The sequence below is a fragment of the Pseudomonas sp. NBRC 111131 genome (assembly GCF_001320525.1).
Lineage (GTDB): Bacteria > Pseudomonadota > Gammaproteobacteria > Pseudomonadales > Pseudomonadaceae > Aquipseudomonas > Aquipseudomonas ceruminis.
Window position 1 is genome coordinate 78699 of record NZ_BCBH01000011.1, and the last position, 16240, is coordinate 94938.

The following is a 16240-nucleotide window of genomic DNA, read 5'->3' on the forward strand; positions in this document are numbered from 1 at the left end:
ATTACCCAGCCCTTCGGGCTGCGCTGTCGCGCAGAGAACAAAGCCCGCGAGCGCGCCGCATACCCTGTGGGAGCGGCTTCAGCCGCGAAGCAGGCGCCGCGGTGGATGGCACCGGCTTCGCCGGTGTTCGCGGCTGAAGCCGCGCCTACAGGATCCCCGCCCAATCAGTAAGTTAGCGTTTGTTCTATGGGAGCCGGCTTGCCGGCGATAGGGCCGCCACGTACAGTCATGCCCATGGACAAATACGCCCCTCGCCAGTGGCTTCCCCACGAAAAACCCAGCCTGCCCGGCTCTCCCTCCACGCCCCTGCATGCCCCGGCCAAACGCCTGGCCTTCGGCGTGGTCGGCCTGCTGGTGGCGATCACCGGCGGCCTGGGCAACGCGCTGGTCACCGCCAACCTGGTGTTCCTGCAAGGCGCCCTGGGCGCGACCACCGCAGAAATGGCCTGGCTGCCCGCCGCCTACGTGATGACCAACGTGTCGATGAACCTGCTGCTGGTCAAGTTCCGCCAGCAGTATGGCCTGCGCGCCTTCACCGAAGTGTTCCTGGTGCTGTACGCCCTGGTCACCTTCGCCCATCTGTTCGTCAACGACCTCAACTCCGCCATCGCCGTGCGTGCCGCCCACGGCATGGTGGGCGCGGCGCTCAGTTCGCTGGGGCTTTACTACATGATCCAGGCGTTCCCGGCACAGTGGCGGCTCAAGGCCATGGTCCTGGGCCTGGGCGCCTCGCAACTGGCCCTGCCGCTGGCGCGGATCTTTTCCGAAGACCTGCTGCAGATCGCCGAATGGCGCGGCCTTTACCTGTTCGAACTGGGCCTGGCATTGACCGCGCTGGGCTGTGTGCTGATGCTCAAACTGCCTCCCGGTGATCGCTTCAAGACCTTCGAGCCACTGGACTTCCTCACCTTCACCCTCATGGCCAGCGGCACCGCGTTGCTCTGCGCCGTGCTGTCGTTGGGCCGTATCGACTGGTGGCTGGACGCCCCCTGGATCGGCGTTGCCTTGGCAGCAGCCATCGGCCTGGTGTTCAGCGGCCTGGCCATTGAACACAACCGCCAGAACCCGTTGCTGATGACCCGCTGGCTGGGCAGTGGTGCCATTATCCGCCTGGGCCTGTGTGTCATCCTGATCCGCATGGTGACCTCCGAGCAGTCCACTGGCGCGGTAGGCTTTCTGCAAGCGCTGAACATGGGCAGCGAGCAGATGCGCACGCTGTACGCCATCATGTTGCTCGGGGCTGTGGCGGGCCTGGCCTGTAGCGCGCTGACAATCAACCCCAACCACCTGATCATCCCCCTGTTCATTTCCCTTCTGGCCATGGCCACTGGGGCGTTCATGGACAGCAGCTCAAGCAACCTGACCCGCCCGGCGCAGATGTACCTCAGCCAGTTCTTGCTGGCGTTTGGCAGTACCTTCTTCCTCGGCCCGTCCATGGCGCTTGGCATCAGCCATGTGCGGGCCAACCCACGTAATCTGGTGAGCTTTTCGGTGCTGTTCGGCATCTGCAACAACCTCGGCGGGTTGATCGGCGCGGCGCTGCTGGGCACTTTCCAGACCTGGCGCGAGAAGTTTCACTCCAGCCACCTGATGGACCGCCTCAGCTATCTCGAACCGCTGGTCAACGCCCGTGTCCAAAGCGGCGGTGGCGGTTATGCCGGGGTCATCGCCGACCCGGCCCTGCGCAGCGAGGCCGGCATGCGCCTGCTGGCCAGCGCGGCAACCCGCGAGGCCAATGTCATGGCGTACAACGACGTGTTCATGCTGATTGGCGCGATCGCGATCCTTACCATGGTCTGGATCTGCCTACGCGGCACCTGGCTGTGGTACACCACCCGCCAGGCCATTTCATCCGATTCAACCAGCGGCACTGCCAACCGATGACCGAAGAAAACCGCACGACCACCACCACCGCCATCGCAGAAACCCCGGAGGGGGCTACCCCGCCCAGCGAGCCGACCAGCCCGGTGCGTTCGCGGCGGGTGCGGATCCTGTCCACCATTACATTCGCCAGCGTGGCGCTGGCCGGCATCCTGCTGGTGCTGTATGCCTGGCGCCTGCCGCCGTTCAGCAGCGCCATCGAAAGCACTGAAAACGCCCTGGTGCGCGGCCAGGTCACGATCATCGGGCCGCAATTGAGCGGTTATATCGTCGATGTACCGGTGCATGACTTCCAGTTCGTCAAGGCCGGCGACTTGCTGGTGCAGCTTGACGATCGCATCTACACGCAGCGCCTGGCCCAGGCCATCGCCCAGTTGCAGCAGCAACAGGCGGCGCTGGCCAACAACCTGCAGCAGCGCAACAGTGCCCAGGCCACTATCGCCCAGCGCCAAGCAGCGATCGGCGATGCGACGGCCCAGGTGGACAAGGCCCGCGCCGACTTCAGCCGCAACCAGGCGCTGGTCAGCGACGGCTCGGTATCGCGCCGGGAGCTGGACGTGACCCGCGCCAATCAGGCCGCCGCCGTGGCCAGCCTGGCCCAGGCCAAGGCAGCGTTGGCGATCGCCCGCCAGGACTTGGAGACGGTAATTGTCAACCGCGCCGCGCTGGAGGCGGCAGTGGAGAACGCCAAGGCCGCCGTGGAACTGGCCCGCATCGACCTCGACAACACCCGGGTGACGGCGCCGCGTGACGGCCAGCTGGGGCAGATCGGCACGCGGTTGGGCGCCTACGTCAACTCCGGCGCACAGCTGATGGCACTGGTGCCCGATACCCTGTGGGTGATTGCCAACATGAAAGAAACCCAGATGGCCAATGTACGCATCGGCCAGCCGGCGACGTTTACCGTGGACGCACTCAACCACCTGAAACTGCGTGGCCATGTGCAACAGATTTCACCCGCCACAGGCTCGGAGTTCGCCTTGTTGCAGGCCGACAACGCCACCGGCAACTTCGTCAAGATCGCCCAGCGCATACCGGTGAGGATCACGGTGGATGCCGACCAGCCGCAGGCCAAGCGCTTGCGCCCGGGTATGTCGGTGGTGGTGAGCATCGACACCCGTGAGCACGCCCATTGACCGTGCCCGGGCAGCCCGCCCCGTAGTGTGTATGTGAGAAAACAAGGCCGACGCCCAGAAGATGCTCAACGGCACCACCCGCGGCGGGCTGTGCTTCGGCAAGGCCCAGGTCACCGCCATCGAGCAGTTCAGCGAGCCGGGCGAAATGATGGGGCAGAAGATTTCCCGCGTGACCTATGCCTACAAGATCACCGGGCTCCCGGACTGGGCCAGGCCCGAGGCGCAAAATCCCCGGCCCTCTGACCGTGCTCTCGCAGTGAACGGCGCCGTTGCACAGTGACTGCGCCGCCCCTGCGGCGTCTGGTCGCAGGCCGATGCCCCTTGGGCAAATCGTCGCCAGGCCGTAGAATCGCGCCTCCTTTTCGCCCGTCGCCTTGAACGGTGGCAACCGGCAGCAATGACAGAGTCCGTGCCTGCACACATGGCTGCACATGTGAAATAGGCTCAACCGACCCCGCCCGACCCCGCACTTGAAGGGTCCAGCGGTTGAGTCTTGCCCAGGTCGCATCCAGCCCAGGCACACCCGCACAGCCTTTCGGCCCTCTTTGGGCCTGTTTGGCGTGCGAGTTCGAAGAGGCGTTTCCTATCGCCACTCCAACTTGAGGTATGTATGTCTCCGCGTTTGCTGGCCATGGCGCTGGCACCCCTGCTCGGGCTGTTCATCATTGCCCTGGGCAACGGTTTCATGTCTTCGCTGACCACCCTGCGCCTGGGCGCTGCCGGCGAGTCGGCCACAACCATCGGTATCGTCTCGTCGAGCTACTTCATCGGGCTGACCCTCGGTGCCATCTTCAACGACCGTCTGATCCTGCGCATCGGCCATATCCGCGCCTACACCAGCTTCGCCGCGCTGATCGCTGCCACCATCCTGCTGCAAGGGCTGTTCTACGACACCACGTGGTGGTCGATCCTGCGCCTGATCAACGGCTGGGCCGCGGTTGGCGTGTTCCTGGTGATCGAAAGCTGGCTGCTGCTGGCGGGCGACGCGAAGATCCGCGGGCGCCTGCTGGCGCTGTACATGATCGCGTTCTACGGTGCCGGCGTGATCGCCCAGGCAGGCCTGGGCGCTATCACCCACCTGGGCGATAGCGCCCCGTTCATGCTGGCAGGCATGCTCGCCGCGCTGTCGGTACTGCCCATCGTCATCCTGCCACGGGTGTCGCCGCTGCTGGATCAGGTCGAGCCGCTCAAGCCGCGCCAGTTGCTCGGTGTGGCCCCCTCGGGGCTGGTCGGCTGCTTCGGCTCCGGCGTGGCCATTGCCGGTATCTATGCGTTGCTGCCGTTGTACCTGCAGCGCATCGGCCTGGACGTGGGCGAAGTGGGCAACATGATGGCCTGGGTGATCCTCGGCGCCATGTTGTTGCAATACCCCGTGGGGCGCTGGTCCGACCGCAAGGACCGCCAGGACGTGCTGATCGCGTTGGCAGGGCTTTGCGTAGTGCTGTCGCTGGTCACGGTGTTCCTGCCGTCGCACTCGGCGTTGCTGCCGGCCATGCTGTTCCTGCTCGGCGGCGGTGTGTTCGCGTTGTACCCCGTGGCGGTCAGCCATGCCGCCGACCGCGCACCGTCCGACGCCCTGGTACCGATGATCCAGGGCCTGCTACTGATCAACTCGCTGGGCTCGGCCATGGCACCGGTGGCTATTTCGCCGGTAATGACCTCGTGGGGTGAGGCGGGGCTGTTCTGGGCCTTTGCCGTGGTCAACTTGGGCATGGTGTGCTTCTTCCTCTGGCGCCGTGGCAAACGCCCGGCGGCGGAGCACCCGGCACCGTTCACCGCCTCGACCACCTTCTCGCCGACCGGCGCTGAACTGCGGGTGACCGAGGACCTGATGCACGCGGCCCAGGAGCATCCTCCACTGGATACGGCAGACACACAGCCACCTGGTGCGCAAGCACACTGAATTCGGGGCCGCGCAGCGGCCCTTTTTTTTCGACCGCCCGTCGCTCGAAGGGCACCCTACCCTCAGGCGCCAGCCAAACGAATGACAGATCATCCGCACAGGAGCTTCGCCATGATCCGCATTCGCCCGCTTGCGCTCTTGCTCGCCTTGGCCCTGGGCCTGGGCGCTGCCACCAGCTTTGCCGCCTCAGACACCTCCAACACCCACACCGACAGCTACCCGAAAAGCGACCAGCAAGGCGGCAAGACCGCCGGTGATGGCAGCAGTGTGAACAGCCCTGGCAGCGGCCAGGACAATGACAGCAGTGAAACCGGTGATGATGCTGCCGATGGCGCAGCAGGTGGCTCCAACAGCACCGGAGAAGCCACTGGCTCCGGTGCGGGGCAGAGCGGTGGGACCGCGGAAGACCAGGACAGCCGCTGATAGGCATCCAGTGATGAGGCAGGGTCTACCCGCGACGTTGCCGACCCTGCCTCATCGCCAGTACTGCGAGTCATCGACAATCCGCTCGTGCCCGGCGAACAGCGCTGGCAGCTGTTCCTTGAGGTAATCGATCCACGTTCGTACCTTGGCGTCCAGGTAGTGGCGCGACGGGTAGATCGCATAGAGCGCACTTTCCCGTAGCCGATAGGGCGCCAGCAACCGGCGCAGGCGCCCCTGTTCGATGGCCTGGCTGGCGGTATAGAACGGCAGCAGACCAATCCCCATCCCCAGCTCGCTGGCCACCAACATGGCGTCGGCGACATTGGTCAGGAAGCTGTCACGCGGTGCGATCACGCAGTGGTCCACCCCTTGCGGGAACACCCAGTCGCCTTCGTACATCGGGTAGGCCATGCGCAGGCAGCGATGCTCATGCAGGTCCTCCGGGCGCACGGGCACGCCGTGCGCCTGCAGGTAACTGGGGGCGGCACAAGGAATGCTGAAGATCTTGCCCAGCGGTACGGCGATCAGTTGCGAATCGGGCAGTGCCTCATCGACCGTGATGACCACATCATGCCCCTCAGCCAGGGGGTCGGGGTTGCGCTGAGACAAGGTCAACTCGATCACCACCTCCGGGCACAACGCGTTGTAGCCGGCCACCAGTGGCATCAGCAGCATGCCCAGCCCATGGGGGCAATGCAGGCGCAGTCGGCCTCGGGGGGTAAGGTGAGCGCCACGGGCTTCGTCCATGGCCTCTTCAGTCAGCAGCATGATCTGCCGAGACCGCTCCAGAAACCGCTCACCCGCCTCGCTCATGCGCAGGCGCCGGGTGGTGCGGTGCAACAGCCGGGTCTGCAGCTGGTTTTCAAGCTCGGCGACGATGCGCGACACCTGCGCCGCAGAAATGTCCAGGGCATTGGCGGCGGCGGCAAAGCTGCCGCACTCCACCACCCGGGCGAAGGTACGCATGGCGTGCAACATGTCCATCTGGCAGGGCTCCTTGTGCGTTCTTATTCGTACGCTTGGAGCAGGAATCTATCACGAGTTAGCCCATTTATTGTGTACCACCAATGAATACATCATTGGTAAAACACTGAAAAAGGAGCCTGCCATGAACATCAAACCTGCCATTGCCCTGCTTGGGCTGTGTGCCGCCTGTGCCTCGTTCGGCGCCTTGGCCGACCCCGCTGCACCGCAGCCGGTCGTCAGCAAAGGGGAAACCTACGAGTACGGCATGCCACTGGATGTGGCCAAGGTCATCTCGATCACACCGGCCCGCAATGCCGCCGACTGCCAGGTTGGCACCGCGCACATGGTCTATGTCGACCATCAGGGCCAGACCCGCGAAGTCAGCTACCGGGAAATGGGCAACTGCTCGCAGCTCTGACTCACCCCAGCAGCTCGCTGATCCAGCCGACCTGCTGTGCAAATGCCCGCCGTTTGGCTTGCGGAACCGCGTCGCGGGCGCGCTCGAAATTGGCCAGGGTTTGCTGTTTCTGGCGCAGCATGCGTTGCCACTTGGTGAGAAATGCCTGGCTTTTCTCGCGCATGAGCAACGGCCCGAAGTACAGCTCTTCAGCGCTATAGGCCACCGCTTCCCCAGGTTCAGCCACCAGGATTTCGTAGTCGAACCGGTTTTCGCGCAGTACCTCTTCGCAGACGATCCGGTAGCCGTTTTCCATCAGCCATCCACGCAATTCACACTCGCCCCCATTGGGCTGCAGGATCAGGCGTTCGCTGCCGTTCAGGCGGGCCTTGCCGCGCTCGAGGATTTCGCACATGGTTTCGCCACCCATGCCGCAGATACTGATGGCCGAGATGCGGTCACCCGCTTCGATCGCCGCCAGGCCATCGGCCAGGCGGATGGCGATGCGCCCTTGCAGGCCGTTGCGGCGCACGTTGCGCTGGGCCGAGGCGTACGGCGTGGGTGCGACTTCCCCGGCCACTGCGGCTTCGATGATGCCGCGTAGCGCCAAGGCCACCGGCAGGTAGCCATGGTCCGAGCCGATATCGGCCAGGCGCGCGCCCTGCGGCACATGCGCCGCCACACGCTCCAGGCGCATCGACAATGTCTGTTCGTTCAACTCCAACCCCTTGCTCAACAATCGGCCGCGATTCTGACCGCCAGGGCGCGGTATTACAATGCACGCAAGCCAGACGGCGGCCTGCGGCTCGACCCATGCACCGCGCTCGCGTAGGCTTGCAGCTTTCTTCCGTCGCAAGGCAGCACGTTCATGGCTAACATCCTCTACACCCCCGACAGCGATGCCGAGTCCATTTCCTCCGACGTCGCCGAATACAACGGCATCCTGGTCACCACGCAGATTCCAACCGATACCGACGGCAACCTGGTGCTGGGCGATATCGTTCAGCAAAGCGAAAGCACCCTGCAGGCATTGAAAGTTGCACTGGAAAAAGCCGGCAGCAGCATGGACCGCGTCATGCACCTGACCATCTACCTCACCGACATGGCCGACCGTGCCGCCTTCAACGAGGTGTACCAGCGCTTCTTCAGCAAGCCGTGGCCAGTGCGTGCAGCGGTGGGCGTCGCGGCGTTGGCCTACCCGGACATGCGCGTGGAAGTCACCGCGATGGCTGCCAAAGGCTGATGAAGCGGTTGCCATAAGATTTCGGGGCCGCCTTGCAGCGGCCCACACCCAAGCAGGACGCAGTTCCCGATGCCCCACCCTTTCTGCCGCAAGGCACTTCTTTGCCTGTCACCCACCCTGGGCTTGTGCAGCCCCGCTCACGCCGAAACCGCCAGCACCTTCAACCTGCTCGAACCGGTGGTGGTGACTGGCAGCTACGCCCCCACCGCCAGCTTCGACCTGCCCTACTCCATCGACACCGTCGACCGCTCGCAGATAGCCGATGGCCAACTGGGCGTCAACCTGTCCGAAGCGCTCAACCGCGTCCCTGGCCTGGTGGTGCAGAACCGTCAGAACTACGCCCAGGACCTGCAAATTTCCTCGCGTGGTTACGGCGCCCGCTCGGCCTTCGGCATCCGTGGCATCAAGCTGCTGAGTGACGGCATACCGGCCAGCACCCCGGACGGCCAGGGCCAGGCGGCGTCGCTGAACCTGGATGTGGCCGAGCGCATCGAAGTGCTGCGTGGCCCGGCTTCGGCAATCTACGGCAGCAATGCCGGTGGCGTGATCCAGATGTTTTCCCGCGATGGCGCCGGGCCACCCAAGGTTGGCGCCGAAACCACGTTCGGCAGCGACGGTTTCAACAAGCACCACGTCTACAGCGAAGGCGGCAGTGAGCAGGCCGGCTTCCTCGTCGATGCCTCGCGCATGGACACCGACGGCTACCGCGACCACAGCGCCGCCCGCCGCGACCAGACCTTTGCCAAGGTGCACGTCAAGCCGGACGATGACAGCCGTCTGGCGCTGATCCTCAGCACCCTCGAGCAGAACGGCACCGAGGACCCGCTCGGCCAGACCTGGGACGCTTACCAGCACGACCCTCGTTCAGTGTCGTCGCGTGCCGAGCAATACAACACCCGCAAGAGCATCCACCACCAGCAGGTGGGCATGAACTACGAGCGCTATTTCGGCGAGGCCACCTTGCAGTTCAACCTGTATGCCGGCAAGCGCAGCGTGATCCAGTACCTGTCGATCCCCAAGGGCACGCCGCCGAACAACCGCGGCGGTGGCGTGGTCGACTTCGACCGCGAATTCCATGGCGGCACCCTGCGCTGGATCCAGCCGATCAGCGCCGCGCCCGGCAACCTGACCCTGACCGTCGGCGCCGATTATGACCGCAGCCGCGACGACCGCCGCGGCTTCCAGAACTTCAGTGGCGACACCCTGGGCGTCAAGGGCGAACTGCGCCGCGACGAAAAGGACACCGCCACCAGCCTCGATCCCTATGTGCAGGCGCACTGGGAGCTGGACCGCTGGACCTTCGATGCAGGCTTGCGCCACAGCAGCATGCAGATGGAGGTGGACGACCACTTCCTGGCCAACGGCGACGCCAGCGGCTCGAAAAAGTACCAGCGCACTACCCCAACCCTGTCGGTGATGTACGCGTTCACAGCGGACCTGCATGGCTATATCAGCGCCGGCAAGGGCTTCGAGACGCCTACCCAGGCTGAAATGGCCTATGCCCCCGGCGCGCTGGAAGGCTTTAACTTCGGCCTTGAGCCCGCCACCAGTACCCAGTACGAACTGGGCCTCAAAGCACGCCCGGACGAGCGCACGCGGATCAACGCCGCAGTCTTCGAGATCCGTACCCGGGACGAAATCGTGGTCGATGCTTCCGAAGGTGGGCGCACCAGCTACCGCAATGCAGGCAAGACCTTGCGCCGCGGCTTTGAACTGAGCGTGCAGCGCGAGCTGACAGAACAGTGGCAAGCCAACCTGGCCTACACGCTGCTCGATGCCACCTATGACCAAGCCTTCACCCAAGGCAGCACGACCATCGACAAGGGTAACCAACTGCCGGGCGTACCGCGCAGCAGCCTGTTCGGCGAACTGGTGTGGAAGCCCCGTGCAGGTATCAGCATGGGCCTGGAGGGGCAGTACCGCAGCAAGGTGTATGTCGAAGACAGCAACGACCAGCATGCCGCGCCGAGTTATGCGGTGTTCAACTGGCGGACACGGTTCGAGCAGCAGGCGGGGCCGTGGACGTTCCATCAACTGGTGCGGCTGGACAACCTGCTGGACCGTCAGTATGTCGGCTCGGTGATCGTCGGTGATGGCAATGGCCGGTACTACGAAGCAGCGCCGGGGCGCTCCTGGTACGCCGGCGCAGGGCTGGAGTACCAGTTCTGAGCGGGGGGCGCTTGCGCCCCTTGGGTACCCAGGGTCACCTAACGCTGTATTTCCATCCGCAACAAGGCCGCACCCAGGCATTTGCCATGGGCGTCCAGGGCCAACGAGCGTGTCACGCCACCGCGCAACAGCCCCGGCAGCACGAAGTTCAAGGCATGCAACTGGGCCAGTTCGTAGCGCCGCACCGGTCCGGCGCTGGCGTCACGCAAATGGGCAAACCAGGCCTCGACCTTTTCTGCGGTCACTTCCCGCACCAGCACCTCATAGTCTTGGGGCTTGAAGGCAATCAAAGAAATGTTCGAGGTATCACCCTTGTCACCGGTGCGGGTGTGGGCAAGCTCGTACAGGGCGATGGTCATGGGCATACCTCCAGGTGAACACGGGCAACGGCCAGCTCGCGGGGCAGGTACAGGCTGGCCACCGCCAGCACTTCGCGCACCTGTCGGGTGGCGCCACCACCGCCTGCCGGCCCGTTGGTGTAAAGGGTCTCGACTTCATTGGCCAGCGCCTGGGCCAGCGCACGGGTGGCACAGCGCCCAGCCACCCGCAGGCGTACCTCCCAGGGCGCGTGGGGCTGGCCGAACGCACTGCCGTGCAGCGAGTCGACGCCCATCAGGTCGCAGCGCAGCTCCTCGACCGCAACTGCGGTGAGGGCCAGGCGCTGCTGGACAATCTGGCCGGCCAGCCGGGCCCGGGCAACGGCGTTGGGGCCACCGTAGGAAATCTGGCCCTCGCCGATCCAGCCATCGCGGTACCCCACCGTCACCTTCAACTGCTCAGGACGCTGCGTACCACTGGCCCCTCTGGCCTGTACCCGGTCGGGGCCCTGCTGATGGAAAGACACGGCGGAAAAATCGGCCACCACATCCGGCGTCAGGTAGCAGCGTGGATCATGCACCTCGTACAGCAACTGCTCGGTACAGGTGGCTACATCGATACGGCCACCGCTGCCAGCCACCTTGGTCACCAGGGCATGGCCCTCGGCATCGATCTCGGCCAGGGGGAAGCCCAGCCGCGCCAAGTCTGGGACCTCCTTGACGCCCGGGTCGGCAAAGTAGCCGCCGCTGACCTGGCCGGCACATTCGAGCAGGTGCCCGGTCAAGGTACCGCGACCACGCCGCAGCCAGTCGTCCTGTGCCCAGCCAAAGGCATGCACCTGCGGGGCGAGGAACAGCGATGGGTCGGCCACGCGCCCGGTGATCACCACATCGGCGTCCAGCGCCAGCGCTTCAAGAATCCCCTCGACACCCAAGTAGGCATTGGCCGACACCAGCCGCTCGCCCAACGCGCCCACGCTCAAGCCGTTATCCAGCGCCCACGCCGGGTGCTGGCGCAGCACGGCCAGCACATCGTCGCCCTCCACCGCCGCTACCTTGAGCCCCTTCAGCCCCAGCTCGGCGGCGATGGCCAGCACCTGCTGCGCCGCGCCGCGGGGGTTGGCAGCGCCCATGTTGCTGATGATGCGCAGGCGCCGTTTGCCCTGGCGCACATAGGGCAATACGGCACGCATGCGCGTAGCCAGCAGCGGGTCGAAGCCAGCGCCAGGGTCGGCCAGGCGCGCCTGCTGGGCCAGCGCAATGGTGCGCTCGGCCAGGCACTCGAAGATCAGGTAGTCCAGCTGGCCATCGCGGGCCAGCTCCACGGCGGGTTCCAGGCGGTCACCGGAATAGCCGGCGCCGGCGCCGATACGCAAGGTGTTCATGTCAGAAGACTCCCAAGGCCAGCGCGGTCAGCGTCATCAGCACCGACGCGGCAAATAGAAAAGGCAGGGTAAAACGCTGATGGTCGGCCAGATCGAGCTTGCACAGGCCCACCAGCAGGAACGTCGCCGGGGTCAGCGGGCTGACCGGGAAACCGGTGGTGTGCACCCCCAGCAGTGACGCCTGCGCCACTTGCACGGGGTCCACGCCCAGCGAGCGGCCGACTTCGGCAATCACCGGCATGACCCCGAAATAGAACGAATCGGGGTCGAACAACAGGCTCAGCGGCATCGATACAAAGCCCACCAGGGCCGGGATCAGCCGCCCGTGCCCGGGCGGGATCTGCTGCACGGCCACTTCGGCCATGGCCTTGAGCATGCCAGTGCCTTGCATGATGCCGGTGAATACGCCTGCGGCGAGGAGGATGCTGGCCATGGTCAGCGCGGTCTTGGCGTGGGCGTCGATGCGCTCGCGTTGCTGGTCCACGCGGGGGTAGTTCAGGCATAGCGCGGCAACCGTACCGAGCATGAACATCACCACCGGGTCGACCCAACCGGCGATCATCACCGCCATCACCAGTACCGTCAGCAACAGGTTCGGCCAGAACATGCGTGGCCGGCGCAGCGCCTGCTCGTCGGCACTCAGCACACGCTGCGGCGCAGCCACCGCGCTGCCCGCCCTCAGACCCAAGCGTTTTTCTTCACGACGGCCCAGCCACCAGGCACACCCGAAGACAAACGCCAGGCCCATCAGTTGCACCGGGATCAGCGGCTGGAACAGGTCGGCCACCGGCACATGCAAGGCCGCCGAAGAGCGCAGTACCGGGCCGGTCCATGGCAGGAAATTGACCCCTGCCGCCATCGCTGCCACGCAGGCCAGTACCCGCCGGTCTATGCCCAGGCGCGTGTACAGCGGCAGCATCGCCGGCACCGTGACCAGGAAGGTCACCGCGCCGGAGCCGTCCAGGTGCACCAGCAACGCCAGCAAGGCGGTGCCACACACGATGCGGGTCGGCCGGGTACCGACGGCACGCAGGATACGGTCGATGATCGGGTCGAGCATGCCGGCATCGGTCATCACCCCGAAGAACAGGATGGCGAAGATGAACATACCCACCACGGGGGCGACGTTCTTGATACCGGTGAGGATGAAGCCGCTGGTTTCCAGGCCAAAGCCGGCCAGCACGGCAGCGATCACCGGGAAAGCGATCAGCGCCACCAGGGGCGAAATGCGCTTGCTCATGACCGCAATGAGCAGGGACAGGATGGTAATGACGCCGTAGAGGGCGAGCATGGGGTTACTCCGGCTTGTTTTTGTTGTTGCCCCGAGTATCGGGAACCGCCGGCTTGCGTGTAAATTGCAATTTAATGCCAGGCACATTCGAAAAAACAAAATGAAGAATGCACTGCAGCACATGCGCGCTTTCATCACCGTTGCCCAGCGCGGCAACTTTGCCCGCGCTGCGCACGACCTGCACCTCTCGCCTTCGGCGCTGACGGTGCAGATTCGCCAGCTGGAAGGCTGGTTGGGCGTGGCCCTGCTCGAGCGCAGCCCCCGGCACGTGGCGTTGACGGCCGCTGGGCGCGAAGCATTGCCGGCGATGGAGAAGCTGCTGCTGGACCTGGGCAACATCGTCAGTGCCAGCCAGGGCCTGGCTGCCGTTCGCCGGGGCGTGGTGACCGTCGCCGCCCTACCCTCGCTGTGCGCCGGTGCCCTGCCCGAGCGGCTGGCGGCATTCAAGCGTGATTACCCCGGTATCGAAGTGCGCCTGCGCGACCTGGTGGCCGAGCGCATCATCGAGCGGGTACGGGATGGCGACGTCGACTTTGGCCTAGGCGTGCATGCCAAACTCGGCCACGGGCTGGATTTCACCCCATTGCTGCGCGACCGCCTGTGCGTGTTCGTCCCCGAGGATCACCCGCTGGCCAGCGGCTCATTGACCCTGGCCGCGCTAGACGACCAGCCGATGATTCTGACCGGCCGCGACAGCAGCGTGCGGGTGCAGATCGAGCAGGTGTTCCGTGAGCGCGGGCTCACGCTGCGCCCGGCCATGGAGGCCAACTACATGTCCACGGTGCTGGCCCTGGTGCGCAACGGCCTGGGGATTGCGTTGCTGCCGGAGTCGGCCGACGACGGGCAGCGGCGGCTGGTGCGCAGACGGCTGGATGAGCCGGGACTGGAGCGGGAATTGGGCATCATCACCCGTAGTGAAATCAGCCTGGCGCCGGCGGCACAGCGGCTGGTGGAGTGTTTGCAGGGTATCAGCCTATAGCGCTCGATTGCCTGCACCGGCAGCAGGGCCGCTACTGGCTGCCTACCTGCGGGCAGGCAAAGCATGCCACCCACCCATTTACCCGGTACAATGCCGCCCTACCGTGACAGCCCGAACCTATAACGACATGTCCCTTCCAAAGAACCACCTGGAACTGCTCAGCCCTGCCCGTGACGTGGCCATCGCCCGCGAAGCGATCCTGCACGGCGCTGACGCCATCTACATCGGCGGCCCGAGCTTCGGCGCGCGCCACAACGCCTGCAACGACGTCAGCGAGATCGCCGCACTGGTCGAGTTCGCCCGTCGCTACCATGCACGCGTGTTCACCACCATCAACACCATCCTCCACGACAACGAGCTGGAACCGGCGCGCAAGCTGATCCACCAGTTGTACGACGCAGGCGTGGACGCCCTGATCGTGCAGGACCTTGGGGTGATGGAGCTGGACATTCCGCCGATCGAGCTGCACGCCAGCACCCAGACCGATATCCGCACGCTGGAACGGGCGAAGTTCCTCGACCAGGCGGGTTTCTCGCAGCTGGTGTTGGCCCGTGAGCTGAACCTGCAGCAGATCCGCGCCATTGCCGCCGAAACCGACGCAGCCATCGAGTTCTTCATCCACGGTGCGCTGTGCGTGGCCTTCTCCGGCCAGTGCAACATCTCCCACGCCCAGACCGGGCGCAGCGCCAACCGTGGCGACTGCTCGCAGGCCTGCCGCTTGCCGTACACCCTCAAGGACGACCAGGGCCGTGTGGTGGCGTTCGAGAAGCACTTGTTGTCGATGAAGGACAATAACCAGACCGCCAACCTGGCCGACCTGGTCGATGCCGGGGTGCGCTCGTTCAAGATCGAGGGCCGATACAAGGACGTGGCCTATGTGAAGAACATCACGGCGCACTATCGCAAAGAACTCGATGCCATCCTCGAAGGCCGCCCTGACCTGGCCCGCGCTTCCAGCGGTCGTACCGAGCACTTCTTCGTGCCCGACCCGGACAAGACCTTCCACCGTGGCAGCACCGACTACTTCGTCACCGACCGCAAGGTCGATATTGGCGCGTTCGACTCGCCAACCTTCACCGGCCTGCCGGTGGGCGTGGTGGAAAAGGTCGGCAAGCGCGACCTGCAGGTGGTCACCGAAGTGCCGCTGACCAACGGGGACGGCTTGAACGTGCTGGTCAAGCGCGAGGTGGTCGGCTTCCGTGCCAACATCGCCGAACCGCGTGGCGAGTTCGAGGAAGACGGCCAGAAGCGCTACCGCTACCGGGTCGAGCCCAACGAAATGCCCGAAGGCCTGCACAAGCTGCGGCCCAACCACCCGCTGTCGCGTAACCTCGACCACAACTGGCAGCAGGCCCTGCAGCGCACTTCGGCCGAACGCCGGGTGGCCGTGCAATGGCACGCCGTGCTGACCGAACAGCGCCTGATGCTCAGCGTCAGCAGCGAGGAAGGCGTAAGCGTTCAGGTCGCCCTGGACGGGCCGTTCGGCGCGGCCAACAAACCGCAGCAGGCGCTGGAGCAGTTGCACGACCTGCTTGGCCAGCTGGGTACCACGATGTACCACGCCACCGCCATCGAACTGGACGCGCCTGAGGCGTACTTCATCCCCAACTCGCAGCTCAAGGCCCTGCGCCGCGAAGCCATCGAGGCATTGACCGAAGCCCGTATCAAGGCCCACCCCCGAGGTGCTCGCAAAGCCGAGACCACGCCGCCGCCGGTATACCCCGAGTCGCACCTGTCGTTCCTGGCTAACGTGTACAACCAGAAGGCGCGTGACTTCTATCACCGCCACGGTGTGCAATTGATCGATGCCGCGTACGAAGCCCACGAAGAACACGGCGAAGTGCCGGTGATGATCACCAAGCACTGCCTGCGCTTCTCGTTCAACCTGTGCCCCAAGCAGGCCAAGGGCGTGACCGGCGTGCGCACCAAGGTGGCACCGATGCAGTTGATCCAGGGCGATGAAGTGCTGACCTTGAAGTTCGACTGCAAACCGTGCGAGATGCATGTAATCGGCAAGATGAAAAACCACATCATCGACCTGCCGACACCCGGCAGCGCGGTGGCGCAGGTGGTGGGGCACATCAGCCCGGAAGACCTGCTCAAAACCATCCCCCGCGCGCCCCATTGAGTAAAGGCCTTATCGCCGGCAC

General features: G+C 65.0%; 14 protein-coding genes and 1 pseudogene. 10 read left to right on the forward strand and 5 right to left on the reverse strand.

All coding sequences use genetic code 11. The annotated features are described in order from the left end of the window. The first annotated feature begins 234 nt into the window (after nucleotides 1-234). The 5 genes and pseudogenes from APH34_RS12770 to APH34_RS12790 all read left to right on the forward strand — a co-directional run bounded on the left by APH34_RS12770 (nucleotide 235) and on the right by APH34_RS12790 (nucleotide 5343). Nucleotides 235-1884, forward strand: a complete 1650-nt coding sequence (locus APH34_RS12770) for an MFS transporter (protein ID WP_054901386.1) — start codon at nucleotides 235-237, stop codon at nucleotides 1882-1884. Then, nucleotides 1881-3017, forward strand: coding sequence for an HlyD family secretion protein (locus APH34_RS12775; protein WP_054901387.1), 1137 nt, complete (start codon nucleotides 1881-1883; stop codon nucleotides 3015-3017). Before APH34_RS12770 ends, APH34_RS12775 begins: the two co-directional genes overlap by 4 nt. Before the next feature lie 85 nt (nucleotides 3018-3102). Beyond that, a pseudogene (locus tag APH34_RS12780) lies at nucleotides 3103-3297 on the forward strand (hypothetical protein); the annotation flags it as partial. A 330-nt stretch (nucleotides 3298-3627) separates the two neighbouring features. Continuing rightward, nucleotides 3628-4920 (forward strand): MFS transporter, encoded by a 1293-nt coding sequence (locus tag APH34_RS12785; RefSeq protein WP_054901388.1) that lies wholly within the window; start codon nucleotides 3628-3630, stop codon nucleotides 4918-4920. Nucleotides 4921-5031: 111 nt separating this feature from the next. Next, nucleotides 5032-5343, forward strand: coding sequence for a hypothetical protein (locus APH34_RS12790; protein WP_054901389.1), 312 nt, complete (start codon nucleotides 5032-5034; stop codon nucleotides 5341-5343). A 51-nt stretch (nucleotides 5344-5394) separates the two neighbouring features. Here APH34_RS12790 and APH34_RS12795 read toward each other — a convergent pair whose 3' ends face one another. Then, a complete protein-coding gene (locus APH34_RS12795; RefSeq protein ID WP_054901390.1) occupies nucleotides 5395-6327 on the reverse strand; it encodes a LysR family transcriptional regulator in 933 nt (310 codons plus the stop codon). Between the two features lie 130 nt (nucleotides 6328-6457). Here APH34_RS12795 and APH34_RS12800 point away from each other — a divergent pair, with 130 nt between their 5' ends. Next, on the forward strand, nucleotides 6458-6727 hold the full coding sequence (locus tag APH34_RS12800; protein ID WP_054901467.1) for a DUF2790 domain-containing protein: 270 nt from the start codon (nucleotides 6458-6460) through the stop codon (nucleotides 6725-6727). A gap of 1 nt (nucleotide 6728) precedes the next feature. On the opposite strand, the gene APH34_RS12805 is transcribed toward APH34_RS12800, so the two are convergent. Further along, entirely contained in the window at nucleotides 6729-7424 is a 696-nt protein-coding gene (locus APH34_RS12805; protein WP_054901468.1) for a tRNA (adenine(22)-N(1))-methyltransferase TrmK, read from the reverse strand. A 150-nt stretch (nucleotides 7425-7574) separates the two neighbouring features. On the opposite strand from APH34_RS12805, the gene APH34_RS12810 reads away from it, so the two are divergent. Both APH34_RS12810 and APH34_RS12815 read left to right on the forward strand, forming a co-directional pair. Further along, the gene (locus tag APH34_RS12810) at nucleotides 7575-7949 is read left to right on the forward strand and encodes a RidA family protein (RefSeq protein ID WP_054901391.1); all 375 of its coding nucleotides are present in this window, start codon (nucleotides 7575-7577) and stop codon (nucleotides 7947-7949) included. A gap of 69 nt (nucleotides 7950-8018) precedes the next feature. Next, on the forward strand, nucleotides 8019-10118 hold the full coding sequence (locus APH34_RS12815) for a TonB-dependent receptor (RefSeq protein WP_054901392.1): 2100 nt from the start codon (nucleotides 8019-8021) through the stop codon (nucleotides 10116-10118). 38 nt (nucleotides 10119-10156) lie between these two features. Here APH34_RS12815 and APH34_RS12820 read toward each other — a convergent pair whose 3' ends face one another. Genes APH34_RS12820 through APH34_RS12830 form a run of 3 tightly spaced genes read right to left on the reverse strand, consistent with a single transcriptional unit; the run spans nucleotide 10157 to nucleotide 13111 of the window. Continuing rightward, on the reverse strand, nucleotides 10157-10471 hold the full coding sequence (locus tag APH34_RS12820) for a hypothetical protein (protein ID WP_176514783.1): 315 nt from the start codon (nucleotides 10469-10471) through the stop codon (nucleotides 10157-10159). Nucleotides 10472-10473: 2 nt separating this feature from the next. Next, a complete protein-coding gene (locus tag APH34_RS12825) occupies nucleotides 10474-11820 on the reverse strand; it encodes an acyclic terpene utilization AtuA family protein (protein WP_054901394.1) in 1347 nt (448 codons plus the stop codon). 1 nt (nucleotide 11821) lies between these two features. Next, complete coding sequence (locus APH34_RS12830) at nucleotides 11822-13111, reverse strand: CitMHS family transporter (RefSeq protein ID WP_054901395.1); 1290 nt, start codon at nucleotides 13109-13111, stop codon at nucleotides 11822-11824. Nucleotides 13112-13211: 100 nt separating this feature from the next. Between APH34_RS12830 and APH34_RS12835 the strand changes: the two genes are divergently transcribed. Together APH34_RS12835 and APH34_RS12840 are read left to right on the forward strand one after the other, a co-directional pair. Beyond that, entirely contained in the window at nucleotides 13212-14090 is an 879-nt protein-coding gene (locus APH34_RS12835) for a LysR family transcriptional regulator (protein ID WP_054901396.1), read from the forward strand. A 127-nt stretch (nucleotides 14091-14217) separates the two neighbouring features. Beyond that, on the forward strand, nucleotides 14218-16218 hold the full coding sequence (locus APH34_RS12840; protein WP_054901397.1) for a U32 family peptidase: 2001 nt from the start codon (nucleotides 14218-14220) through the stop codon (nucleotides 16216-16218). Nucleotides 16219-16240 lie beyond the last annotated feature (22 nt).

Excerpts from the sequence above, each read along its gene's own strand:
- APH34_RS12840 (WP_054901397.1), top strand. The coding sequence starts at position 14,218 with ATGTCCCTTCCAAAGAACCACCTGGAACTGCTCAGCCCTGCCCGTGAC.
- APH34_RS12825 (WP_054901394.1), bottom strand. The coding sequence starts at position 11,820 with ATGAACACCTTGCGTATCGGCGCCGGCGCCGGCTATTCCGGTGACCGC.
- APH34_RS12785 (WP_054901388.1), top strand. The coding sequence starts at position 3,628 with ATGTCTCCGCGTTTGCTGGCCATGGCGCTGGCACCCCTGCTCGGGCTG.
- APH34_RS12830 (WP_054901395.1), bottom strand. The coding sequence starts at position 13,111 with ATGCTCGCCCTCTACGGCGTCATTACCATCCTGTCCCTGCTCATTGCG.
- APH34_RS12810 (WP_054901391.1), top strand. The coding sequence starts at position 7,575 with ATGGCTAACATCCTCTACACCCCCGACAGCGATGCCGAGTCCATTTCC.
- APH34_RS12835 (WP_054901396.1), top strand. The coding sequence starts at position 13,212 with ATGAAGAATGCACTGCAGCACATGCGCGCTTTCATCACCGTTGCCCAG.
- APH34_RS12775 (WP_054901387.1), top strand. The coding sequence starts at position 1,881 with ATGACCGAAGAAAACCGCACGACCACCACCACCGCCATCGCAGAAACC.
- APH34_RS12815 (WP_054901392.1), top strand. The coding sequence starts at position 8,019 with ATGCCCCACCCTTTCTGCCGCAAGGCACTTCTTTGCCTGTCACCCACC.
- APH34_RS12795 (WP_054901390.1), bottom strand. The coding sequence starts at position 6,327 with ATGGACATGTTGCACGCCATGCGTACCTTCGCCCGGGTGGTGGAGTGC.
- APH34_RS12790 (WP_054901389.1), top strand. The coding sequence starts at position 5,032 with ATGATCCGCATTCGCCCGCTTGCGCTCTTGCTCGCCTTGGCCCTGGGC.
- APH34_RS12770 (WP_054901386.1), top strand. The coding sequence starts at position 235 with ATGGACAAATACGCCCCTCGCCAGTGGCTTCCCCACGAAAAACCCAGC.